The sequence below is a fragment of the Rathayibacter sp. AY2B9 genome (assembly GCF_002931595.1).
Lineage (GTDB): Bacteria > Actinomycetota > Actinomycetes > Actinomycetales > Microbacteriaceae > Rathayibacter.
In genome coordinates, this window is sequence record NZ_PSUB01000025.1 from 1 (window position 1) to 20,482 (window position 20,482).

Consider the following 20,482-nt stretch of genomic DNA (forward strand, 5'->3'; position numbering starts at 1 on the left):
GAGCCGGGGGGACGGGCGGGGCCGGCGGGACCGGGACGGAGCCGTGCTGCTCGCCGGAGCCGGGGCCGGGACGGGTGCTGTCGTCGCTCATGGCGCGAGTCTAGCCAGCACCCGGGCGGCGGCGGAGGGGTTCCGTCCGCTCACGCGGGCAGGTACCCGCCGTCGCGCAGGTCGCCCACGAAGGCCGTCCAGGCGAGGTAGGCGATCACAGCGAGGACGATCGCGAGGTAGCCCAGCACGAAGCCGGCGACCGCGAGACCGCGGCCGCGCTGTCCGGAGCGTCGGGCCTGGGCGAAGCCGATGTGGCCGAGGACGATGGCGGCGGGCGCCAGCCCCAGCAGTCCGCACACCAGAGCCGCGACCGCGAGCGGATTCATCGGCGGGCGGCGGGGCGGGAGACCGGGGTAGGGATCGGCGGCGGCCGTCGGCGGCGGGTAGGCCGCCGACGGCTCGCCGAGCGGAGGGGCGAACGGCGCGGGCGCCGGTCCGGTCTGCGGTCCGGGCGCGGTGTCGTCGGTCACGGTGTCCTCCTGGTGGTGCGGGCGCCCCCGAGCCTCGGAGGCGTGTCGATCAGTACCCGGTCGTGGGCATGGTCGCCGCGATCGAGAAGAGCGCGACGAACGAGATGATGGTGATGATGATCGCGACGAAGCCGATGATGACGGCGGCGAGGGCGAGGCCGCGACCCTTCTCCCCCGTGCGCTTGATCTGCGACAGGGCGATGAAGCCCAGCACGATGCCCACGATGGAGACGAAGAACGAGGCGATGAAGCCGATGATCGCCAGGATGTTGTAGCGGTCGGACGCGGGCGTGTACGGAGTGGTCATGGAATCCCCCAGGGTCAGGAACGAGCGGATGCGGCCAAGAGTGGCAGTGGTACGATCCGCCTGTCAAAAAGCTGGACGGCGCTTGCGCGGCCCGGCCGCCGCCCGGTAGAGGCCTCAGCGGACCTGGATCTCGGTGACCGGGAGGGTCGAGTCGGCCCCGAAGCCGAGCCCCGACGGCGGATGCCCCGCCTCGATCAGCTGCGCCGCCAGTGCGGCGATCATCGCGCCGTTGTCGGTGCAGAGCGAGAGCGCCGGGATCCGCAGGGTCACTCCCGCGGCCGCGCACCGCTCCTCCGCCAGCGCGCGCACCCGGGCGTTGGCGACCACGCCGCCGCCGAGCAGGAGGCGCGGCACGCCCCGGTCGCGGCAGGCGGCGAGCGCCTTCGTGAGCAGGACGTCGGCGACCGCCTCGCGGAAGCTCGCCGCGACGTCGGCCACGGGCACCTCCTCCCCCGCGTCCTGGCGCTTCTCGACCCAGCGGGCGACCGCGGTCTTCAGCCCCGAGAACGAGAAGTCGTAGCGGTGGCGCTCGAGGTCCTTCGGCAGGCTGAGCCCGCGCGGGAAGCGGATCGCCTTCGGGTCCCCGTCCGCCGCCACCCGGTCGATCTGCGGTCCGCCCGGATAGGGCAGGCCCAGGACGCGCGCCACCTTGTCGAAGGCCTCGCCGGCGGCGTCGTCGACGGTCTCGCCGAGCAGCTCGACGTCCGACACCAGATCGCGCACGTGCAGGAGCGAGGTGTGCCCGCCCGAGACCAGCAGCGCGATCGTCGGCACCTCGACGGGGCTGCCCTCGCTGCCGTCTGCACGGAGGACGTCGGCTCCCACGTGGCCGACGAGGTGGTTCACGGCGTAGAGCGGCAGGCCGAGCGAGACGGCGAGCGCCTTCGCCGCTCCGACGCCGACCATGAGGGCGCCCGAGAGCCCCGGTCCGCTGGTGACCGCGATCGCGTCCAGGTCGCCGAGCGCGACACCGGCCTCGGAGAGCGCCGCGTGCAGGGCGGGCTCGAGAGCCTCCAGGTGCGCCCGGGCGGCCACCTCGGGCACGACGCCGCCGTAGCGGGCGTGCTCCTCCATCGAGGAGGCGATGGTGTTCGAGAGCAGCGTCGTGCCGCGGACGATGCCGATCCCCGTCTCGTCGCAGCTGGTCTCGATGCCGAGGACGAGGGGTCCGGTGCTCACGGGGTCTCCTGGGTCGGGGTCGGCGGCCGGCGCATCACGATCGCGTCCACTCCGTCGGGCTGGTAGTAGGCGAGGCGGACGCCGATCTCCTCGAAGCCCTCCGAGCGGTAGAGGGTCTGCGCGGCGGGGTTGTCGGCGCGGACCTCGAGGAAGACCTCGCGGGCGCCTCGCTCGCGGGCCGCCTCGAGGAGCGCGCGCAGCAGTCGGCGGCCGAGGCCGGTGCGGCGGACCCGGGCGACGACCGCGATCGTCTGCACGTCGCCCTCGTGAGCGCCGACGGGGCAGAGGAGCCCGGCGTAGCCGACCACCTCGCCGTCCTGCTCGGCGACCAGGTACCGGGTGTGACGGCTCCGGATCTCCTCCGCCATCATCCCGCGCGACCAGGCGTCGCCGGCGAACTCGGACTCCTCGATCGCCATGACGGCGTCGAGGTCGTCCGCCTGCGCGTCGCGGAGCACGGCCTCGCTCATGCGGTCACCCGCTTGGGGCCGGCCGACAGCGTGACGTCGGGCGAGCGGAGGTAGAGGGGCTCGTCCGCGGCACCGGGCCGGCCGGCCGCGCGCAGGCGGGCGGCCACGACTCCGAGCTCGCCGGCGGAGACCGATTCGGCCTCCAGGCGAGGGAGCTCCGGATGCGGGAGGGCCGGCGGCTTGTCCAGGCCCGGGCCGGCGAGGCGGACGGGGAGTCCCTGGTCGTCGAGCCCGTCGTAGGCGCTCCAGTACAGCTCGCGGCGGCGGGCGTCGGTGACGACGAGGAAGCCCGCGGCGCGCCCGTGCCGCAGCGCGGCGAGCGCGATCGCGTCGTGCGAGACCACGGGGAGGGTGGGGACGCCGCGGCCGAGCGCGAAGGCCCGAGCGGCGGCGATCCCGACCCGGAGGCCGGTGAAGGGGCCGGGGCCCATGCCCACGGCGACCGCCTCGATGCCCCCGGGAGCCACGTCGGCCGCCTCGAGCGCCTCCTGGATCAGCCGGCCGACCACCTCCGCGTGGCGCATGGTGTCGGTCTCGGTGCGCTCCGAGCGCACGGCGCCCGAGGAGTCGACGACGGCGACGGAGGTTCCGGAGGAGGTGTCGATCGCGAGGAGCACGCGTCCAGGGTACCCGCGGGCTCAGCTCCAGCCGGTGCCGCGGAAGCGGACGGTCCGCGGCTCGATCGGCTCCTCGCCCTCCTCGGCGTCGGAGCCGGCGGTCGGCCGCTCGATGACCACGTCGAGCCAGGACTCCGCGACGCCGTCCAGCATCCCGGCCCCCCACTCCACGACGACCACCGAGCGCGCCGGATCGAGGTCGAGGTCGTCGAGCTCGACCGGCGAGCCCACGCGGTAGGCGTCGACGTGCACGAGCGGCGGCCCGTCGTGCAGCGGCGGGTGCGTCCGCGCGATCACGAAGGTGGGGCTCGTCACGGGACCCCGCACGCCGAGCCCCTCGCCGAGCCCGCGCGTGAAGGTCGTCTTGCCCGCGCCGAGCGGCCCGGTCAGCACCAGCAGGTCGCCGGCGCGCAGCACTCGGCCGAGCTCGCGGCCGAGCTCCGCCATGGCCTCCGGATCGGCGACCTCGACGACGCGGTCCGCGAACCAGGAGCGCTCAGGCACGGCCGTCCGCCGCGCTCAGCAGCCGCCGCTGGACCCGCGGCCCGAGCCGGGTGACCAGCTCGTAGTTGATGGTGCCGCACCACCGCGCCCACTCGTCGACCGAGGGGACGCCGGTCGTCGGGTCGCCCCAGAGCGTCACCGGGTCGCCCGTCGCGACGCTCGCGTCCCCCACGTCGACGACGAACTGGTCCATCGCGACCCGCCCGGCGATCCGGTGGCGGCGGCCGCCGATCGAGACCTCCGCGACGCCGGAGGCGCTCCGCGGGATGCCGTCCGCGTAGCCGAACGGCACGAGCGCGAGGGTCGTCCCGCCCTCGGCCCGCCAGGTGTAGTCGTAGCTCACGCCGGTCCCGTGGGGCACCCGGCGGACGCCGGCGACGCGGCCCTGCAGCGTCATCGCCGGGACGAGCCCGAGCTGGAGCGAGGTCTCGTCCTCGAACGGCGAGAGTCCGTAGAGGGCGATGCCGCTGCGCACCATGTCGAGGCGGGCCTCCGGGAGGCGCAGCGCCGCCGCCGTCGCCGCGAGGTGCAGGACCGGCGCCTGCACCCCGTGCGCCGCCAGCACGGCCTCGGCGCGGCGGAGGAGCGCGAGCTGGGCGAGGTCGTCCTCGCGCGAGGTGTTGGACAGGTGCGAGAAGAGCCCGGTGAGGTGGACGGTGCCGCGAGCGCTGTGACGGGCGAGCGACTCCGCCAGGTGCGGCCACTCCTCCTCCGCGGCGCCGTTGCGGCTGAGGCCGGTGTCGACCTTGAGCTGCACGGCCGCGCGCACGCCGCGGTCCTCCGCCGACTGCGCGAGCGTGTCGAGCTGGTCGACCGAGGAGACGGCGACGTCGATCGAGTGCTCGAGCGCCGCGTCGAAGTCCTCGCCGGGGTCGTGCAGCCAGCAGAGGATCGGAGCGACGACGCCTGCCTCGCGCAGGGCCACGGCCTCCCGCAGCTCCGCGGTGCCGAGGGCGTCCGCGCCGCCGTCGAGCGCCGCCTGCGCCGCGGCCAGGGCGCCGTGCCCGTAGCCGTTGGCCTTGACGACGGCCATGAGCCGTCGGGCACCGGTGAGCTCGCGCAGAGAAGCGGCGTTCGCCGCCATCGCGTCGACGTCGATCACCGCCTCGCGGTACGACGCGGGGACGCTCACGACTCGGCCACCACGAACGCGCAGGCCACGCCCGCGTCGTGCGTCATCGAGAGGTGCACGCGCCTGATCCCCCGCGCCTCCGCGGCCGCCCGGGCCGGGCCGTGCAGCGCGAAGGACGGATTCCCGTGCTCGTCCCGCTCGACGACCATGTCGTGCCAGCGGGCGCCCACGGAGTCGCCGAGCGCCTTGATCAGCGCCTCCTTGGCGGCGAAGCGGCCCGCCAGCGAGGCGACGGAGAGCGAGCGTTCGCTCTCGGCGAACAGCCGGTCGCGGAGCCGGGGCGTGCGCGTCAGCGAGCGCTCGAAGCGCGCGAGGTCCACGACGTCCACCCCGATCCCCACGATCACGGCTCGATCACTCGACCGTGACCGACTTGGCGAGATTGCGCGGCTGGTCGACGTCGAGGCCCTTGGCGGCGGCGAGCTCCATCGCGAACATCTGCAGCGGGGTGACGGCGAGCAGCGGCTCGAACAGGGGGTCGGCGAGCGGGATCGGCACGACCTCGTCGGCGATCTGGATCGCGGCCGTGTCGCCCTGCTCCGCGATCGCGATGACGCGGGCGCCGCGAGCCTTGATCTCCTGGATGTTCGAGATCACCTTGCGCTGGAGCTCGTACGACTCGCTCGGGCTCGGCACGATCACGAAGACGACCTGGCCCGGCTCGATCAGCGCGATCGGGCCGTGCTTGAGCTCGCCCGCCGCGAAGCCCTCGGCGTGGATGTAGGCGAGCTCCTTGAGCTTCAGCGCGCCCTCGAGCGCCACCGGGTAGCCGACGTGGCGGCCGAGGAACAGCACCGCACGGGTGTCGGCCATCCAGCCGGCCAGCTGGGCGATGTCGTCGGAGGCGTCGAGCACGCGGGAGAGCTTCTCCGGGATCGCGGCGAGCTGGGCCGCCTGCGAGGCGACGAGCTCGGTGGAGGCGGCACCGCGCACCGCTGCCAGGTGCAGCCCGAAGAGGTAGAGCGCCGCGATCTGGGCGACGAAGGCCTTGGTCGAGGCGACCGCCACCTCCGGGCCCGCGTGCGTGTAGAGCACGGCGTCCGACTCGCGTGGGATCGTCGCGCCCTGGGTGTTGCAGACCGAGAGCGTCTTGGCGCCGTGCTCGCGGGCGTACTTGACCGCCATCAGCGTGTCCATCGTCTCACCGGACTGGCTGATCGAGACGACGAGGGTGCGCGGGGTGAGCACCGGGTCTCGGTAGCGGAACTCGTGGCTGAGCTCGACCTCGACGGGGACGCGCGCCCATTTCTCGATCGCGTACTTGGCGACCATGCCCGAGTAGGCGGCCGTGCCGCAGGCGATGATCGTGATGCGGTCGATCTCCGTCAGCACCGGACCGAGCGCGTCGAGCTCGGGCAGCGTGATCGCGCCCTCGTGGATGCGGCCGCGGAGCGTGTTCGCGACGGCCTCGGGGCCCTCGGTGATCTCCTTCGCCATGAAGCTCGACCAGCCGCCCTTCTCGGACGCCGACGCGTCCCAGGCGATCTCGAACGGCTCGGTCTCGACGGGGTTGCCGAAGAAGTCGGTCACCGTGACGAGCTCCGGGGTGATCGTGACGATCTGGTCCTGGCCGATGGCGACCGCGCGGCGGGTGAACTCGACGAACGCCGCGACGTCGGAGCCGAGGAAGTTCTCCCCGTCGCCCAGGCCGATCACGAGCGGCGAGTTGCGGCGCGCGCCGACGACCACGCCGGGCTGGTCCTGGTGCAGGGCGAGCAGGGTGAACGCGCCCTCGAGGTGCGCGACGACGGCCTGGAAGGCGAGCACGAGGTCGCCGGTGCGGCGGTACTCGCGGGCGATCAGGTGCGCGGCGACCTCGGTGTCGGTCTCGCTCTCGAAGACGGCGCCCTCGGCGAGCAGCTCCTCCTTGAGCGGCTGGAAGTTCTCGATGATGCCGTTGTGGATGACGGCGAGCCTGCCCTCGTCCGCGAGGTGGGGGTGGGCGTTGCGGTCGGTCGGGCCGCCGTGCGTCGCCCAGCGGGTGTGGCCGATGCCCGTGGTGCCCTCGGCCAGCGGGTGCGCTTCGAGGTCGTCGACGAGGACGCTGAGCTTGCCCGAGCGCTTGCGGCTGTCGAGCTGCCCGTCGGCGTCGATCACGGCCACGCCGGCCGAGTCGTAGCCGCGGTACTCCAGACGCTTCAGGCCCCCGAGCAGCACGGCCAGGCTGTCGCGCTCACCGACGTATCCAACGATTCCACACATGCGCTCGATTCTAAGCGGCGCGGAGGCGCCTCCCGCGGCGTCGGGCACCCGGCGGGGCGGACGCTAGGATCGGTCCCCATGCCGTCGTCTCCTCGCGATCCCGCGCGCGACGCGCACCCCTCCCCCTTCGTCGAGATCGTCCGCTCCGACTGGGCCGAGCTCGCCCGCACCACGGAGCTGCCGCTGTCGGAGACCGAGGTCGTGCAGCTGCGGGGGCTGGGCGACCGGCTGAGCCTCACCGAGGTCGCGGAGGTCTACCTGCCGCTCTCGCGCCTGCTGAGCCTGTACGCCGGTGGCGCGCGGCACCTGCACCGCGCGACGAGCACGTTCCTCGGGGAGCGCGCGCAGCCGACTCCGTTCGTGATCGGCGTCGCGGGGTCGGTCGCGGTGGGCAAGTCGACGATCGCGCGCCTGCTGCGGGAGCTGCTCGCCCGCTGGGAGGACACGCCCCGCGTCGAGCTGGTGACCACCGACGGCTTCCTGCTGCCCAACCGCGAGCTGGAGCGCCGCGGTCTGATGAGCCGCAAGGGCTTCCCCGAGTCGTACGACCGGCGGGCGCTGCTCCGCTTCGTCTCGGAGGTGAAAGGCGGGGCCGCGGAGGTGCGCGCGCCGTTCTACTCGCACCTCTCCTACGACATCGTCCCCGACGCCGAGATCGTCGTGCGGCGGCCGGACGTGCTGATCGTCGAGGGCCTGAACGTGCTGCAGCCGCCGGTGCCCGGTCACGGCCTGGCGGTGAGCGACCTGTTCGACTTCACCGTCTACGTCGACGCCCGGACCAGCGACATCGCGCGCTGGTACGAGGAGCGCTTCCTCACCCTGCAGCAGGGCGCGTTCGCGAATCCGAACTCCTACTTCCACCGATACGCGGCGCTCAGCCCGGATGAGGCCCGCGAGCGCGCGCGGAGCATCTGGGCCGCGATCAACGAGCCGAACCTGCTGCAGAACGTGCGCCCCACCCGCTCCCGCGCGAGCCTGGTCCTCCGCAAGCAGGCCGACCACACCGTCTCCTCGGTCCTCCTCCGCAAGATCTGACCGCGCCCCCGGTCGCTGTTCGCCGCCGCGCGCACCGCGCAGCCACCGACCTCGAACCCCTTCACCGCACGATCGGCGCAGGCTCGCCGCCACCCACGAGCCGTCAGCGTGAATCGCGTGCCAAGCCGATTCACGCGCGGCGAACGCGACCCGCTCCACCCGCGCAACGACCTCGCGAAGCCGACCGCGAGGGGCCGCGCAGGGAGCGGCCCCGCAACGAACACCGCCGCGTGCCCAGCGATTCACCCGCGGCGAACGCATCCCGCTCCACCAGCGCGACCACCTCGACAAGCCGACCGCGAGGAGCCGCGCAGGGAGCGGCCCAACCCACGAGCCGTCGTGGGAATCGCGTGCCAAGCGATTCACCCGCGGCGAACGCGCCCCGCTCCACCCATCGCAACCACCTCGCGAAGCCGACCGCGAGGGGCCGCGCAGGGAGCGGCCCCGCAACGAACACCGCCGCGTCCCCAGCGATTCCCGCGCGGCGAACGCACCCCGCTCCACCCATCGCGACCACCTCCCCAAGCCGACCGCGAGGAGCCGCGCAGGGAGCGGCCCAACCCACGAGCCGTCGTGGGAATCGCGTGCCAAGCGATTCACCCGCGGCGAACGCACCCCGCTCCACCCATCGCGACCACCTCCCCAAGCCGACCGCGAGGAGCCGCGCAGGGAGCGGCTCCTTAAGAACGCAGCCGCTCGAGCACGACCGCGGCGAGCGATTCGGCGAGGCGGTCGGCCGTCTCCTGCGTCTTCGCCTCGACCATGACGCGCACCATCGGCTCCGTGCCGGAGGGGCGCAGGAGCACGCGGCCGTCGCTGCCGAGCTCGGCGGTGGCGTCGGCGACGGCGGAGGCGATGACCTCGTCGTCGCGGACGCCCTCGCGGTCGACGCCGCGCACGTTGAGGAGGGTCTGCGGGAAGACGGACATGACGGCGGCCAGGTCGGCGATCGTGCGTCCGGTCCGGGCCATCTCGGCCGCGAGCTGGAGGCCGGTGAGCACGCCGTCGCCGGTGGTGGCGTAGCGGCTCATGATGACGTGGCCGGACTGCTCCCCGCCGAGCGAGTAGCCGCCGTCGTTCATCGCCTCGAGGACGTAGCGGTCGCCGACCGCGGTCTCGATGACGCGGATGCCGGCGTCGCGCATGGCGAGCTTGAGGCCGAGGTTGCTCATGACGGTGGCCACGAGGACGTCGTCGCGGAGGGCGCCGCGGCGGGCCATGGCTGTCGCGAGGATCGCCATGATCTGGTCGCCGTCGACGATGCGGCCCTCGGCGTCCACCGCGAGGCAGCGGTCGGCGTCGCCGTCGTGGGCGATGCCGATGTCGGCGCCGGCCGCGCGGACGGCGTCGGCGACGTTGTCGAGGTGGGTGGAGCCCACTCCGTCGTTGATGTTGAGGCCGTCGGGGTCGTTGCCGATGACGGTGACGGTCGCTCCGGCGTCGGTGAACACTTGGGGCGAGATGCCGGCGGCGGCGCCGTGCGCGCAGTCGATGACCACGTGCAGGCCGTCGAGACGGGTGCCCTCGAGGGATCCGAGCAGGTGGAGGACGTAACGGTCCTCCGCGTCGGAGAAGCGGGTGATGCGGCCGACGTCGGCTCCGGTCGGCGTGAGCGGGGGGACTCCGAGGGCCGCTTCGATGCGGTTCTCGAGCTCGTCCGGGAGTTTGCGTCCGCCTGCGGCGAAGAACTTGATGCCGTTGTCGGCGGCGGGGTTGTGCGAGGCCGAGATCATCACGCCGAAGTCGGCGTTCTCGTCGGCGATGAGGTAGGCGGTGGCGGGCGTCGGGATGACGCCGGCGTCGAGCACGTCGACTCCAGCGCTCGCGAGACCCGCCGCGACCGCGGCTCCGATGAACTGACCGGAGATGCGGGGGTCGCGGGCGAGCACGGCGACGGGCCGACGGCCCTCGGCCCGGGCGGCCGCTCCGAGTACACGGGCGGCCGCCTGGGCGAGGCCGAGAGCCAGGTCGGCCGTGACCTCGCGATTAGCGAGGCCACGGACGCCGTCTGTTCCGAACAGGCGCGGCATGGTGCGCAGTCCCTTCTCGAGCTGCTGGTCGTGCGGCCGTCAGGCCGCGTCGACTAGCGCTTCGAGAACTGGGACGCCTTGCGGGCCTTCTTGAGACCGGCCTTCTTGCGCTCGATGACGCGGGCGTCGCGGGTCAGGAAGCCCGCCTTCTTCAGGATCGCGCGGTTGTTCTCGCGGTCGATCTCGTTGAGGGCACGGGCGATGGCGAGGCGCAGCGCGCCGGCCTGGCCGGAGGGGCCGCCGCCGGTGATCTTGGCGACCACGTCGTAGGAGCCGATCAGGTCGAGCACCTTGAAGGGGTCGGTGATCAGCTGCTGGTGCAGCTTGTTGGGGAAGTACTCCGCGAACTCGCGGGCGTTGACGGTCATGCCGCCGTTGCCGGGGACGAGGCGCACGCGGGCGATGGCCTGCTTGCGTCGGCCCACGGCTGCGCCGGAGACGTTGAGGACGGCGCGGGGCGTCGTGGACGCCTCGGTGGCCGGGCTTTCGGTGGAGTAGCTCTCGGGAGCCACGTCGATCTGGTCTGCGATCTTCGCCACGGTGTAGGTGATCCTTTGTCTTCGAAGTCTGGGGTGTCGGGGAGGGCCGGAGCCTACTGGGCGACCTGGGTGAAGGCGTACGCCTGCGGCTGCTGGGCCGCGTGGGGGTGCTCGGATCCCGTGTAGACCTTCAGCTTGCGCAGCTGGGCGCGGCCGAGGGAGTTCTTGGGGAGCATGCCGCGGATGGCCTTCTCGACGGCGCGGACCGGGTTCTTCTCGAGGAGCTCGGCGTACGTGGTGGCCGAGAGGCCGCCCGGGTAGCCGGAGTGGCGGTAGGCCTTCTTCTGGAGGAGCTTCTGGCCGGTGAGGGCGACCTTCTCCGCGTTGACGATGATGACGAAGTCGCCCATGTCCATGTGCGGCGCGAAGGTGGCCTTGTGCTTGCCGCGCAGGAGCGCCGCGGCGTGGGTGGCGAGACGGCCGAGCACGACGTCGGACGCGTCGATGACGATCCAGTCGTGCTGGACGTCAGCCGGCTTCGGAGAAAAAGTGCGAGTCACGTGAGTGCTGCTTTCTGGTCGGAGTGAGGTGTTCGTGGATCCCGCTCCGTGGCCGTTCGACCCGCGAGGGGGCCGAACCGATCCGGTGGAGGGCTCAACTTCGGGCGCTCGGCACACGGCCGAAAACACCAAGGGTCGACATTACAGCAAAGCCCCCGTGCGGCCAAGCACGGATCGTGGCGGCAGGGGCTCCGGCGGCGGGAGGTGCGGCCCGGGCCGCCACGGGTCGCGGGTCGCGGTCGCGCGCCCTCGCCTCACTCCGAGTCCTCCGGGTCCGGCCCCTCGGTCCGCACGGTGCGCTTCGCCCGGGTGAGCAGGGCCCGCTCGGCGAGTGCGTCGTCCTCGGGGTAGTCGACCTCGCGGAGGATGAGGCCGCGGGCCGGCATCACCGCGAACGCGTTGGTCCGTCGGGCGGCGTCCCGGAGCAGCGGGACCGCCCCCGCCTCGAGCTTCCCGGCGCCGACCGCCACGCACGCCCCCACGAGGGCCCGCACCATGCTGTGGCAGAAGGCGTCCGCGCGCAGGTGGGCGTGCAGGACTCCGTCGGCGTCGCGCTCCCAGGTGAAGTCGAGCAGGCTCCGGATGGTGGTGGCCCCTGCGCGGGCACGGCAGAACGACGCGTAGTCGTGAAGGCCCAGGAGCGAGCGGGCCGCGACCGTCATCGCGTCGAGGTCGAGGGAGTCGGTGATCCAGGTGGTGTACGTGCGGTCGAGCGGGTGGCGCATCGAGGAGGCGTCGGCCAGCCGGTACTCGTACCGCCGCCAGCGCGCCGAGAACCGCGCGTCGAACCCCTCCGGCGCCTCCGTCACCCGGTGCACCGAGACGTCGGTGTACTGCCCGAGGATCCCGCGGAGCCGCCGCTCCAGGATCGACGCGGGCGGGAACGGCTCCTCCCCCGGTCGGCGCCTGCCGCTGCTGATGCGGCCCCACTGCTCGGGGGTGAGGTCGACGTGGGCGACCTGGGCGCTGGCGTGCACGCCGACGTCGGTGCGCCCGGCGACCGTCACGGTCGGGTGCTGCTCGGAGCGCAGCACCAGGGCGAGCGACTCCTCGAGCACCCCCTGCACGGTGCGGAGGCCGGGCTGCTTGGCCCAGCCGGAGAAGTGCGAGCCGTCGTAGGCCAGGTCGAGGCGGACGCGGTGGAGCATCAGACGAGTCTAGAGCGCGCCGTGGTCGCGGCTCAGGCGACCGCGAGCGGGACGTCGACGGTCGCCAGGGCCGAGACCGCCCAGCCGACCAGCGTCGACTGCTCGCCGACCGAGGAGACGATCCGCGCCTCCCAGCCGCCTGCGAGCACGGCCAGCTCGGAGGGGGCGGAGGCGATGCCCTGCACCCAGTAGGCGGCCGTGCCCAGCGAGACCGGCACGGCGCCGAGCGCCTCGCCCGCACCGGTGAAGGTCTCGACGAGGGGCCCGCGGTGCAGCGTCAGCACGACGACCGGGTCGCCGCCGTCGACGGCGTAGGAGCACGTGTCTCCCGCGGCGGTGATCGACACGGTGCCCGCCGTCAGGCCGGCCTCCTGCTCGACGAGGGAGGCGGGGAGAGCGGTCGCGCAGTCCACACCCTCGCTCGACGGCACGGAGGGCACGGAGGACACGGTCGGTGCGGCCGACGGCACGGGGGTCGTGCTCGCGAGGCCCGCCGACTCCGGCACGTCGATCACCTCGCCGGAGGCGCAGCCGCTCACTCCGGCCGCGAGTGCCAGGGCGAGGAGCGCCGCAGCGGCCGAGGAGCGCAGTCGCACAGGAGTCCTCCGAGGATCGTCGGGGCGGACCCCGGGAGCGCCGGTCGTGACGCGGCCGCACCCGACGAGCGCAGCCGTGCCATCGTAAGCGACGATTCGCGCCACTCGGCCCCGTGGAACGACGAGAGCCCCCCGCCCCGGAGGGGACGGAGGGCTCTCGGGAGAGGGGGCGTGACTACTTGGTCGCGCCGGTCTCCTCGACAGGAGCGTCCTGCGCGGCGTCCTCGACGGGAGCGTCCTGCACGGGCGCCTCCTCGACGGGGGTCTCCTCGGCAGTGGGCTCCTCGGCGGGGGCCTCGTCCACCGGAGCGGACACGGGCGCCGTGGCGGTGCGCGACTTCTTCGCCTTGGGCGTGACGGGCTCGAGGACGAGCTCGATCACGGCCATGGGCGCGTTGTCTCCCTTGCGGGGGCCGATCTTGGTGATGCGGGTGTAGCCGCCCTCGCGCTCGGCGACGAGCGGAGCGATCTCGGTGAAGAGCTCGTGGACGACCGACTTGTCGCCGATCGTCGCGAGGACGCGACGGCGGGCGTGCAGGTCGCCGCGCTTGGCGAAGGTCACCAGGCGCTCGGCGAGCGGACGAAGGCGCTTGGCCTTGGTCTCGGTCGTCTTGATGCTCTTGTGCGTGAACAGGGCCGCGGCCAGGTTCGCCAGCAGCAGGCGCTCGTGTGCGGGTCCGCCTCCGAGGCGGGGGCCCTTGGTGGGCTTGGGCATGGGTTTACTCCAGTACTAAAGGGGTGTCAGCAGGTCGGACGCGAGGAGCCGGGGCTCCGGAGCGGAGGACCTAGATGCTCTCGTCGTCGTAGCTGTAGAAGTGGGCGCCGTCGAACCCGGGGACCGAGTCCTTGAGCGACAGGCCGAGCTCCGTCAGCTTCTCCTTGACCTCATCCACCGACTTCTGACCGAAGTTGCGGATGTTCATGAGCTGCGTCTCCGAGAGGGCGACGAGCTCATTGACGTTGTTGATGCCCTCGCGCTTGAGGCAGTTGTAGCTGCGCACCGAGAGGTCGAGGTCCTCGATGGGCATGGACAGCTCGGTCGAGAGGACCGCGTCGACCGGCGCGGGGCCGATCTCGATGCCCTCGGCCGCGTTGTTCAGCTCGCGGGCGAGACCGAACAGCTCGGTCAGCGTGCGTCCGGCGGAGGCGATGGCGTCGCGCGGCGAGATCGCCGCCTTCGTCTCCACGTCCACGACCAGGCGGTCGAAGTCGGTGCGCTCGCCGGCACGGGTGGCCTCGACGCGGTAGGTGACCTTCAGCACGGGCGAGTAGATCGAGTCGACCGGGATCTGGCCGGCCTCGGAGAACTCGCTGCGGTTCTGGGTCGCCGAGACGTAGCCGCGGCCGCGCTCGATCGTGAGCTCGAGCTCGAACTTCGCCTTGTCGTTCAGCGTGGCGATGACGAGCTCCGGGTTGTGGATCTCGACACCGGCCGGAGCCGAGATGTCCGCGGCGGTGACCTGGCCGGCTCCCTGCTTGCGCAGGTAGGCGGTGATCGGCTCGTCGTGCTCGGAGGAGACGACGAGTCCCTTGATGTTCAGGATGATCTCGGTGACGTCCTCGCGGACGCCCGGGACGGTCGTGAACTCGTGCAGGACTCCGTCGATCCGGATGCTGGTGACAGCGGCGCCGGGGATGGAGGACAGCAGGGTGCGACGCAGCGAGTTGCCGAGCGTGTAGCCGAAGCCGGGCTCGAGGGGCTCGATGACGAAGCGGGAACGGAACTCCGAGATGTTCTCCTCGGTGAGCGTCGGACGCTGTGCGATAAGCACTGATGATTCCTTTCGATCACGTGTCCGCTATATGACACGTGCGTTTGCGAGGTGTGGAGTTGTGAAAGAAATGCGCGATCCGCCGGTCGGCCGCACTCCCCGCCCGGAGGCGGTTCGTGCGGCCGGCCGACGGCTGCGAGTGCTGCTTAGACGCGACGACGCTTGGGCGGGCGGCAGCCGTTGTGCGCCTGCGGGGTGACGTCGTTGATCGAGCCGACCTCGAGGCCTGCGGCCTGGAGCGAGCGGATCGCGGTCTCACGACCCGAGCCGGGGCCCTTCACGAAGACGTCCACCTTCTTCATGCCGTGCTCCTGAGCCTGGCGCGCGGCCGACTCGGCGGCGAGCTGGGCGGCGAACGGCGTCGACTTGCGCGAGCCCTTGAAGCCGACTCCACCGGACGAGGCCCAGCTGATGACGGCCCCGGAGGGGTCGGTGATCGAGACGATGGTGTTGTTGAACGTCGACTTGATGTGGGCCTGGCCCACAGCGATGTTCTTCTTCTCCTTGCGGCGCGGCTTGCGCGCGGCCGACTTGGGGGTAGCCAATTCTGTATCTCCTCTAGGTCCGTGTCGCCCGCGTTACTTGCGGCCGGCCTTCTTCTTGCCGGCGACGGTGCGCTTGGGTCCCTTGCGGGTGCGCGCGTTCGTCTTGGTGCGCTGTCCACGGACCGGGAGGCCGCGACGGTGGCGGAGGCCCTCGTACGAGCCGATCTCGACCTTGCGGCGGATGTCGGCGGCGACCTCGCGGCGGAGGTCGCCCTCCACCTTGTAGTTGCCCTCGATGTAGTCGCGGAGCGAGACGAGCTGGTCGTCGCTGAGGTCCTTGACGCGGATGTTGCCGTCGATCCCGGTGTCGCTCAGGGTCTTGAGCGCGCGAGTGCGGCCGACACCGTAGATGTAGGTCAGTGCGACCTCCACGCGCTTCTCGCGCGGGATGTCTACTCCTGCCAGACGTGCCATTGTGGCTTCTCCTGTGAGTGAGTGGAGGTGTGAAGCAGCACCGGTGCCTCGGCCTCCGACCGAAGGTGTCCTCGCCGTCCACCCCGGGGTCGCCGGGGTGCTGCGCGATTTCTGGTGCTGCGGGTGTGTTCAGTTGTGCAGTGGGGGCGGCACGCCGCCCCTGCGCTCCCTCGCGGAAGCAGCGGGACTAGCCCTGGCGCTGCTTGTGGCGGGGGTTGCTGCTGCAGATGACCATCACGTTGCCGTGGCGGCGGATGATCTTGCAGTGGTCGCAGATGCGCTTGACGCTGGGGTTGACCTTCATTGTTCTTGTCCTTGTTTTCGCTGGCGTCGTGCTCCCGGCGGATGCCGGGGCCGTTCCTTACAGGACACGCACGTCGCGAACGTCAGCGGAGCGAACGTCTACTTGTAGCGGTAGACGATCCGGCCGCGGGTCAGGTCGTAAGGGCTCAGCTCCACGATCACCCGGTCCTCGGGGAGGATCCGGATGTAGTGCTGACGCATCTTGCCCGAGATATGGGCGAGAACTTTGTGTCCGTTGGTCAGCTCCACGCGGAACATCGCGTTGGGGAGCGCCTCGACAACCGCACCTTCGATTTCGATGACACCGTCTTTTTTGGCCATAGCCTCACTGTCGTTCGGAAGTAGTGTGTGTACTGGTCGTGCGAATGTTTCCGCGACGAGCCACCACCGGGCGAGAGCCCGGATCGGGGTTCGCGGGCATGCCGGAGCACGCGCAAAACACCAAGGGTCGATACTACGCGAATCGCGGCCGCTCCGCCACCTCGGGCGTGTCGCCCCCTCCTCCGTCTCCGCGCCCGACGCGCGCCCCCTGCCCAGCCCCGCGTCCGCCGCCGCCTAGGCTGGCTCCGTCGAGTCGGAGGGAGAGCACATGGCGCGCACGACGAGGTCCGCGACCGCGAGGCGGAGCTGGTACTCGCACCCGGTGGTGACGATCCTGGCGGCGATCGCGGTCATCGCCCTGGTGCAGACCTTCTTCGTGAAGGTGTACACGGTGCCGACCGGATCGATGGAGAACACCCTCCAGGGCGGCGGGTTCTTCGGCGACCGCATCCTGGTCGACCGCACCCTCGCCCTCCAGGGCGGGCCGGAGGAGGGGCAGATCGTCGTCTTCTCGCGCGACGCCGACTGGGGCGCGAGCGACGAGGCCGGCAGCCCCCTCTCCGAGATCGTGAAGACCTTCGGCGACGTCACCAGCATCGGCCCCTCCCACGAGGAGTTCCTCGTCAAGAGGCTGATCGCCGAGGGGGGCCACACCGTCTCCTGCTGCGACGCCGACGGGCACGTGCTGGTCGACGGGAAGCCGCTGGACGAGTCCTACGTGTTCGAGGACTTCCCCTTCACCCCCGGGACCCTCGACTGCACGACGAGCCCCGCGTCCCTCCGCTGCTTCGACGAGTACACCGTCCCTGAGGGCTCCCTCTTCGTCCTGGGCGACCACCGGTCGAACTCCAACGACTCGCTCGGCGAGTGCCGCGGCGCCGGCGGGCCGATCGACACGTGCGTGAAGACCGTGCCGATCGACAGGGTCACCGGACGCGTCTTCGCCGTGGCCTGGCCGCTCACCCGCTGGCGGCTGTTCTAGCGCTCCGCCCGAGCCGCCGCAGACGACGACGAGGTCCCCCGCGGGAAGCAGGGGACCTCGTCGTCGTTCGCCGCCGTGCGGCCACGGGACTAGCCGCGGACGACCGCCACGACCCGGTCGAAGAGCGGATGCTCGGCCGTGAGGCCGGTGACCTCCGCCACGAACTCCTCCGGGCTGAGCGCGGTCAGCTTCTCGTGGAGCTCCACGCTCTGGGGGTCCTCGGGCACGTCGAAGCGGAGCGCGGCGCCGATCGCGGCGAGCAGTCCCTCCGGCGTGCGCCCGCGCTCGGCGAGCTCGGCCGCCGGTCCGATGAAGCGCTCGTGCCGCGACAGCTTCCGCAGCGGCTGGCGTCCCACCCGGTCGACCGTGTCGGTCAGGTACGGGTTCGCGAAGCGCTTCAGCGTCTTCTCGAGGTAGGCCTGCTGCTCCTCGTCGCTGAAGCCGTGCTTGGCCACGATGAGCGCCTTGGTGTCCTCGAGCGCGGCCTTGACCGCGTCGTGCACCTCGGGCATCGCCAGCGCGTCGGAGAGCTTGTGCGCTCCGGCCGCGAAGCCGGTGTAGGCGGCCGTCGCGTGGCCGGTGTTCACGGTGAAGAGCTTCCGCTCGATGAACGGCTCGAGGTCGTCGACCCAGGTCGCGCCCGGGATCTCCGGCTCGGTGCCCTCGAAGGGAGTGCGGTCGACGACCCACTCGAAGAAGCTCTCCACCGTCACGTCCAGGCCCTGGCCCGGGTCCTGGTTCGGGACGATGCGGTCCACCGCGGTGTCGGCGAAGACGGCGCGGGTGCGCAGGCGCTCCCACTCGTCCGCACCGAGGTTCGCGGCGACCTCGGTCTGCAGGAGGCGCGTGGCGTTGATCGCGTTCTCGCAGGCCATGACCGCCAGCCGCGGCGCCGACTCGTCGCGGGCGGCGAGGCCCTTCGCGATCACGGGGGCGACGAAGCGCAGGATGTTCGGGCCGACGGCCGTGGTGACGATGTCGGCGGCGGCGATCTCGCGGACGAGAGCCTCCTCGTCGGCGGCCGAGTCGATCGCGCGGAAGCGGTCGACGACGTGCGTGGCCGCCTCCTCCCCCACCTCGTGCACCTCGTAGCTGTCGGCGGCGGCGAGGCGGCCGATCAGCTCGGAGTTGACGTCGGCGAAGACGAGCTCGTAGCCGGCGCCGTGCAGGATCAGGCCGACGAAGCCGCGGCCGATGTTGCCGGCGCCGAAGTGGACGGCGGTGGGCATCAGGAGTTGACCTCGCCCAGCAGGCTGTAGAGCGACTGCGCGTCCGGGGCGTCGAGGAGCTTCTGCACCTCGTCCTCCTCCGAGAAGATGATCGCGATCTTGGAGAGGATCTCGAGGTGCTCGTTGTCGACGCCGGCGATGCCGACGACGAAGCGCACCTCGTTGCCGTCCCAGTCGATCGGCTGCGCATAGCGCACGAACGAGAGGGCGGAGGAGCGGATCTCGTCCTTCGCGTCGTTGGTGCCGTGCGGGATGGCGAGCAGGTTGCCCATGTAGGTCGAGACGGTCGCCTCGCGGGCGAGCATGGCCTCGTAGTAGGCGGGGGTGACCGCGCCGACGCCGACCAGCATGTCGGCGGCCTCCTTGATGGCGGCCTCCTTCGTGGTGGCGGTGCCGGAGGCGTCGATCTGTCCGATGGTGAGCACGTCGCTCATGGGGTGCGTCCTTCCGTGGAGGTGCTGACAGCGAGGGAACCCGCAGGGGCGAGCGGAGCGTGTCCGCTCTGTCGCACCCTACGGGTTCCCTCCGAATGGTTGGCGTACTACTTGCCGTGCTGCTCCGCGACCAGCGAGACGACCTCGTCGTACTTCGGGCTGTTCATGAAGTTGTCCACGGAGACGTGGATGGCGCCCGGGGTGCGCTGGCGGGCGCGCTCCGTGAGCTCGGCCTGGGTGATGACCAGGTCCACGTCGTCCTCGAGAGCGGCGATCGCCTTGTTGGTGACCGTGACGTCCTCGAAGCCCGCCTTCTTCATCTTGTTCCGCAGCACCGAGGCGCCCATCGCGGACGAGCCCATGCCGGCGTCGCAGGCGAAGACGATGTTCCGGACCTGGGTCGCGGTGGCCGTGGCCCCCGCGGTCGAGGCGCCGGCCGAGTCCTGCGGAGCGTTGGCGCCGCGGGCGTTGATGAGCGAGCCGACGGCGCTCTCCTTGCCCTTGTTCGCCTCGTTCGCGGCGACGGCGGCGGCCAGCTTGTCGTCGCCCTCCTGCTCCGCGGCCAGGTCGCGCTTGCGGCCGGACCGGATGATGACCGAGGCCACCAGGAACGACACGGCGGTCGCGAGGACCACCGAGAGGATGACGCCGAGGAAGCTGTCGTTCGCGGTCTGGAGGAGCACCGCGATGATCGAGCCGGGCGAGGCGGGGGCGCGGAGGCCGGAGTTGAACGCGACGTTCGTCGCGACACCGGTCGCACCGCCGAGGATGACGGCCGCGAGCAGCGCCGGCTTCATCAGCACGTACGGGAAGTAGATCTCGTGGATGCCGCCGATGAAGTGGATGATCGCCGCGCCGGGAGCCGAGGCGCGGGCCGCGCCGACGCCGAAGAACGCGAAGGCCAGGAGCACGCCCATGCCGGGGCCGGGGTTGGCCTCGAGGAGGAAGAGGTAGGACTTGCCCGCCTCCTCCGCCTGCTGCACGCCCAGCGGCGTGAGGATGCCGTGGTTGATGGCGTTGTTCAGGAAGAGGATCTTCGCCGGCTCGATGAAGAGCGAGGTCAGCGGGAGCAGGCCCGCGTTGACCAGGAACTCCACGCCCGCACCGAGGGCGGTCGAGAGACCGACCACGAGCGGCGCGACGCCCGCGAAAGCGAGGAGCGCGAGGAGGAGGCCGAGGATTCCGGCGGAGAAGTTGTTGACCAGCATCTCGAAGCCGGGCTTGATCTTGCCGTCCCAGATCGAGTCGACCTTCTTCATGAGCCACGCCGACAGCGGGCCCATGATCATGGCGCCGATGAACATCGGGATGCCGGCGCCGACGATGACGCCCATGGTCGCGATGGTGCCGACCACGCCACCGCGGGCGCCGTAGACCATGCGGCCGCCGGTGTTCGCGATGAGGAGCGGGAGGAGGTAGGTGATCATCGGGGCGACGAGGCCGGTGTTGACCACGTCGGGATCCGTGCTCCAGCCGCCGAACTGCTGGACCCAGGTGGCGTCGATGCCGAGGAGCGGGAGCCATCCGGTCTGGATGAAGAGGGCCGTGATGAAGCCCCAGGCGATGAAGGCCGCGATGTTCGGCATGACCATTCCCGAGAGGAAGGTGCCGAAGCGCTGGACGTGGACGCGCGCTCCACCGCGCGTCGACGTCGCTGACGTCGTTGTCATGTGGTGTGTTCTCCGATTTCTAGGGGCGGGCG

The 20,482-nt window shown here is 71.7% G+C and carries 25 protein-coding genes; 2 read left to right on the top strand and 23 right to left on the bottom strand.

Going from position 1 to position 20,482, the window contains the following annotated elements; translation table 11 throughout:
• Positions 1 to 140: 140 nt before the first annotated feature.
• The 9 genes from C5C25_RS15585 to glmS all read right to left on the bottom strand — a co-directional run bounded on the left by C5C25_RS15585 (position 141) and on the right by glmS (position 6,932).
• The gene (locus C5C25_RS15585) at positions 141 to 521 is read right to left on the bottom strand and encodes a DUF4190 domain-containing protein (RefSeq protein ID WP_104234159.1); all 381 of its coding nucleotides are present in this window, start codon (positions 519 to 521) and stop codon (positions 141 to 143) included.
• Between the two features lie 49 nt (positions 522 to 570).
• On the bottom strand, positions 571 to 828 hold the full coding sequence (locus C5C25_RS15590) for a DUF4190 domain-containing protein (RefSeq protein ID WP_104234158.1): 258 nt from the start codon (positions 826 to 828) through the stop codon (positions 571 to 573).
• A gap of 114 nt (positions 829 to 942) precedes the next feature.
• Complete coding sequence (gene tsaD, locus C5C25_RS15595) at positions 943 to 2,007, bottom strand: tRNA (adenosine(37)-N6)-threonylcarbamoyltransferase complex transferase subunit TsaD (protein WP_104251124.1); 1,065 nt, start codon at positions 2,005 to 2,007, stop codon at positions 943 to 945.
• Entirely contained in the window at positions 2,004 to 2,477 is a 474-nt protein-coding gene (gene rimI / locus C5C25_RS15600; protein WP_104251125.1) for a ribosomal protein S18-alanine N-acetyltransferase, read from the bottom strand. Before rimI ends, tsaD begins: the two co-directional genes overlap by 4 nt.
• A complete protein-coding gene (gene tsaB / locus C5C25_RS15605) occupies positions 2,474 to 3,094 on the bottom strand; it encodes a tRNA (adenosine(37)-N6)-threonylcarbamoyltransferase complex dimerization subunit type 1 TsaB (RefSeq protein WP_104251126.1) in 621 nt (206 codons plus the stop codon). Before tsaB ends, rimI begins: the two co-directional genes overlap by 4 nt.
• A gap of 21 nt (positions 3,095 to 3,115) precedes the next feature.
• A complete protein-coding gene (tsaE, locus tag C5C25_RS15610; protein ID WP_104251137.1) occupies positions 3,116 to 3,541 on the bottom strand; it encodes a tRNA (adenosine(37)-N6)-threonylcarbamoyltransferase complex ATPase subunit type 1 TsaE in 426 nt (141 codons plus the stop codon).
• 49 nt (positions 3,542 to 3,590) lie between these two features.
• Entirely contained in the window at positions 3,591 to 4,730 is a 1,140-nt protein-coding gene (gene alr, locus C5C25_RS15615) for an alanine racemase (protein WP_104251127.1), read from the bottom strand.
• A complete protein-coding gene (locus C5C25_RS15620; RefSeq protein WP_104251128.1) occupies positions 4,727 to 5,077 on the bottom strand; it encodes a holo-ACP synthase in 351 nt (116 codons plus the stop codon). Before C5C25_RS15620 ends, alr begins: the two co-directional genes overlap by 4 nt.
• A gap of 7 nt (positions 5,078 to 5,084) precedes the next feature.
• A complete protein-coding gene (gene glmS, locus C5C25_RS15625) occupies positions 5,085 to 6,932 on the bottom strand; it encodes a glutamine--fructose-6-phosphate transaminase (isomerizing) (RefSeq protein WP_104251129.1) in 1,848 nt (615 codons plus the stop codon).
• Between the two features lie 78 nt (positions 6,933 to 7,010).
• Between glmS and coaA the strand changes: the two genes are divergently transcribed.
• Entirely contained in the window at positions 7,011 to 7,967 is a 957-nt protein-coding gene (coaA, locus tag C5C25_RS15630; RefSeq protein ID WP_104234153.1) for a type I pantothenate kinase, read from the top strand.
• Between the two features lie 680 nt (positions 7,968 to 8,647).
• Here coaA and glmM read toward each other — a convergent pair.
• The 11 genes from glmM to infA form a co-directional block, all read right to left on the bottom strand.
• A complete protein-coding gene (gene glmM, locus C5C25_RS15635) occupies positions 8,648 to 9,997 on the bottom strand; it encodes a phosphoglucosamine mutase (RefSeq protein WP_104251130.1) in 1,350 nt (449 codons plus the stop codon).
• Positions 9,998 to 10,050: 53 nt separating this feature from the next.
• Positions 10,051 to 10,536 carry a 30S ribosomal protein S9 gene (gene rpsI / locus C5C25_RS15640; protein WP_104225004.1) on the bottom strand — a complete coding sequence of 162 codons (486 nt, stop codon included), beginning with the start codon at positions 10,534 to 10,536 and terminating at the stop codon, positions 10,051 to 10,053.
• 53 nt (positions 10,537 to 10,589) lie between these two features.
• Positions 10,590 to 11,036 carry a 50S ribosomal protein L13 gene (rplM, locus tag C5C25_RS15645; protein ID WP_104225003.1) on the bottom strand — a complete coding sequence of 149 codons (447 nt, stop codon included), beginning with the start codon at positions 11,034 to 11,036 and terminating at the stop codon, positions 10,590 to 10,592.
• Between the two features lie 254 nt (positions 11,037 to 11,290).
• Positions 11,291 to 12,184: a tRNA pseudouridine(38-40) synthase TruA gene (locus C5C25_RS15650; protein ID WP_104251131.1), complete on the bottom strand. Its 894-nt coding sequence runs from the start codon at positions 12,182 to 12,184 to the stop codon at positions 11,291 to 11,293.
• Positions 12,185 to 12,216: 32 nt separating this feature from the next.
• Entirely contained in the window at positions 12,217 to 12,780 is a 564-nt protein-coding gene (locus C5C25_RS15655; protein ID WP_104251132.1) for a hypothetical protein, read from the bottom strand.
• 175 nt (positions 12,781 to 12,955) lie between these two features.
• Positions 12,956 to 13,495, bottom strand: a complete 540-nt coding sequence (gene rplQ / locus C5C25_RS15660; protein WP_104251133.1) for a 50S ribosomal protein L17 — start codon at positions 13,493 to 13,495, stop codon at positions 12,956 to 12,958.
• A 70-nt stretch (positions 13,496 to 13,565) separates the two neighbouring features.
• Positions 13,566 to 14,552 carry a DNA-directed RNA polymerase subunit alpha gene (locus C5C25_RS15665; protein WP_104224999.1) on the bottom strand — a complete coding sequence of 329 codons (987 nt, stop codon included), beginning with the start codon at positions 14,550 to 14,552 and terminating at the stop codon, positions 13,566 to 13,568.
• A 146-nt stretch (positions 14,553 to 14,698) separates the two neighbouring features.
• On the bottom strand, positions 14,699 to 15,097 hold the full coding sequence (gene rpsK, locus C5C25_RS15670; RefSeq protein ID WP_055787170.1) for a 30S ribosomal protein S11: 399 nt from the start codon (positions 15,095 to 15,097) through the stop codon (positions 14,699 to 14,701).
• A gap of 33 nt (positions 15,098 to 15,130) precedes the next feature.
• Positions 15,131 to 15,511: a 30S ribosomal protein S13 gene (gene rpsM, locus C5C25_RS15675; protein WP_068251511.1), complete on the bottom strand. Its 381-nt coding sequence runs from the start codon at positions 15,509 to 15,511 to the stop codon at positions 15,131 to 15,133.
• A gap of 187 nt (positions 15,512 to 15,698) precedes the next feature.
• Positions 15,699 to 15,815, bottom strand: a complete 117-nt coding sequence (rpmJ, locus tag C5C25_RS15680; RefSeq protein WP_055787164.1) for a 50S ribosomal protein L36 — start codon at positions 15,813 to 15,815, stop codon at positions 15,699 to 15,701.
• 98 nt (positions 15,816 to 15,913) lie between these two features.
• A complete protein-coding gene (infA, locus tag C5C25_RS15685) occupies positions 15,914 to 16,135 on the bottom strand; it encodes a translation initiation factor IF-1 (RefSeq protein WP_022883252.1) in 222 nt (73 codons plus the stop codon).
• A gap of 268 nt (positions 16,136 to 16,403) precedes the next feature.
• On the opposite strand from infA, the gene lepB reads away from it, so the two are divergent.
• Positions 16,404 to 17,117: a signal peptidase I gene (gene lepB / locus C5C25_RS15690; RefSeq protein ID WP_104251134.1), complete on the top strand. Its 714-nt coding sequence runs from the start codon at positions 16,404 to 16,406 to the stop codon at positions 17,115 to 17,117.
• 89 nt (positions 17,118 to 17,206) lie between these two features.
• Here the strand turns inward: lepB and C5C25_RS15695 are convergent, their stop codons facing one another.
• The 3 genes from C5C25_RS15695 to C5C25_RS15705 all read right to left on the bottom strand — a co-directional run bounded on the left by C5C25_RS15695 (position 17,207) and on the right by C5C25_RS15705 (position 20,450).
• Complete coding sequence (locus C5C25_RS15695; RefSeq protein WP_104251135.1) at positions 17,207 to 18,346, bottom strand: mannitol-1-phosphate 5-dehydrogenase; 1,140 nt, start codon at positions 18,344 to 18,346, stop codon at positions 17,207 to 17,209.
• Complete coding sequence (locus C5C25_RS15700; protein WP_104224996.1) at positions 18,346 to 18,780, bottom strand: PTS sugar transporter subunit IIA; 435 nt, start codon at positions 18,778 to 18,780, stop codon at positions 18,346 to 18,348. The genes C5C25_RS15695 and C5C25_RS15700 overlap by 1 nt, the downstream gene beginning before the upstream one ends.
• A gap of 107 nt (positions 18,781 to 18,887) precedes the next feature.
• The gene (locus C5C25_RS15705) at positions 18,888 to 20,450 is read right to left on the bottom strand and encodes a PTS mannitol transporter subunit IICB (protein WP_104251136.1); all 1,563 of its coding nucleotides are present in this window, start codon (positions 20,448 to 20,450) and stop codon (positions 18,888 to 18,890) included.
• Between the last annotated feature and the right edge of the window lie 32 nt (positions 20,451 to 20,482).